3 protein-coding genes and 1 pseudogene are annotated in these 1,591 nt (G+C 38.0%); all 4 read left to right on the forward strand.

Annotated elements, in window-relative coordinates:
• Window positions 1-210 (forward strand): hypothetical protein (locus CBI42_RS10720; protein WP_142294109.1); only part of this gene is annotated, 210 nt, incomplete at its 5' end.
• A 70-nt stretch (window positions 211-280) separates the two neighbouring features.
• The gene (locus tag CBI42_RS10725) at window positions 281-697 is read left to right on the forward strand and encodes a hypothetical protein (RefSeq protein ID WP_094753963.1); all 417 of its coding nucleotides are present in this window, start codon (window positions 281-283) and stop codon (window positions 695-697) included.
• 218 nt (window positions 698-915) lie between these two features.
• On the forward strand, window positions 916-1,308 hold the full coding sequence (locus CBI42_RS10730) for a plasmid mobilization protein (RefSeq protein ID WP_179211399.1): 393 nt from the start codon (window positions 916-918) through the stop codon (window positions 1,306-1,308).
• Window positions 1,302-1,591: pseudogene (locus CBI42_RS10735) on the forward strand (relaxase); the annotation flags it as partial. The gene CBI42_RS10730 and the pseudogene CBI42_RS10735, both read left to right, overlap by 7 nt.

The following is a 1,591-nucleotide window of genomic DNA, read 5'->3' on the forward strand; positions in this document are numbered from 1 at the left end:
GATATTGTCCAACAAGAAGCTAAAAGTTTAATGGTTCGGATGGATCAAGCATTGGAACAATTAAGATTGAGTCAGGAGAAACAAACGAAGCGTAGTTTTGAACAAAAACTGGAGAAGTTTAAAGATCAGAGCAAGCAGGCTGTCGAAGATCACAAGCAGGAGTTGAAAGCAGATGCACAATCAAAAAAAGAGAAGGGTTTCTCGAAATGACCGAACGGGACACCCCAAATAAACCCAAGGTCAAATTAAAAACAAATCATCATCAAGGAGGACAACACTCATGACTAATGAACAAGAAGAACAACTGATTATCATCCTTTCAGACTTTATTCCAATCATGGATGGAGACAGAGTTCAAGGAGTATCGCCAAGCGCTAAAGACTTGACTCGCCAAAAAGTTCTGGAGCAACTAGAGGAAGAACAGTCTCAACTACCTGAAGGAGATCCAGCTCTTTTGGAGTGGGAAGAAGAAAATATTGAGCTACTCAAGATGATTACAGATGAAGAATTTCAAGCTGTACTCACTGAAAAAATCTTACTGACAGAAATACAAATTGGGCAGTCTATTTTCCAGCCTCTAACTACTCAACAACTTTCTGTCCTAGCTGAAAAGTTGCAAGGTCAGAAAGAAAAAAGTGTAGAAAATAGTGATAAGCAATCATCTATTTTCAAAAACATCTTCAGTTGGTTACGATAAATTGTTAGAAGTTGTACTCCAAAAGATATAAGAAAGGGGCTTGGGGATTTCCCCAAAACTGAGAAAATCAAGAAGGAAAACTACAAGGTTCTCCTTCTCTGATTTTTTTAAATTTTGCAAATGGATATCCATTTGCTACGCTTGCCACAAGGAAGTCAGGGGCTGATGCCTGGTCAGAAAATGCCAGAGACTTTGAGAGAAAGAGGATAAAAAAAATAATGCAGAAACGAGAAAATAGAAAACGCTATATACAAAAATTGATACGACTAACACCAGAGGAAGATCGTCAAATTAAAACGGCGATGGCCCAAATGGGAGTTCCATCTTTTCAATACTATGCGAAGAATCAACTGGTACAAGGGAAGGTAGTTCAAATTGATTTTTCTGAATTGAAAGACCTTCGAGTTGCTATCAATCGAGTGGGCACGAACATCAACCAAATTGCCAAGCATGCTAACGAAAATCAAGGGGTTACGACAGAGGAAGTAGCACAAGTTATTGACTATCTATCTGAGTTGAAAGAGATGGTGGCTGTCAAACTTTCTAGTGCGGAGAAGAAAAGTTTACAGGAGCGAAAAGTAAAAACTATAAGGACGTATGACGAATGGTAGTAATCAAAACACCCAAACAAATTAAAACTCCTTCCAATTTAAAAATAGCTGTACGCTATATTCTGAATGAAGCGAAAACTCTTGTATCAGAAACTGCAGAAAGTGATCTTGATTTCCCTCTTGTCTATCATAATGGCGAGCTTCAAATGAAGCTAGTATCTGGCAATGGGATCTCTGATTTTAGTGTAGCAGATGAAGAAATGGTCATGACAAAATTAGCTGCAGCCTTTAAAAAAGGAGATGATGACTTGAAAGAATTATCTTCAGGAAAACAAGTATTGGC

Source organism: Streptococcus sp. KR (assembly GCF_002238115.1).
GTDB lineage: Bacteria > Bacillota > Bacilli > Lactobacillales > Streptococcaceae > Streptococcus.

Coding starts and splice junctions, on each gene's coding strand:
- CBI42_RS10725 (WP_094753963.1), top strand. CDS start 281: ATGACTAATGAACAAGAAGAACAACTGATTATCATCCTTTCAGACTTT.
- CBI42_RS10730 (WP_179211399.1), top strand. CDS start 916: ATGCAGAAACGAGAAAATAGAAAACGCTATATACAAAAATTGATACGA.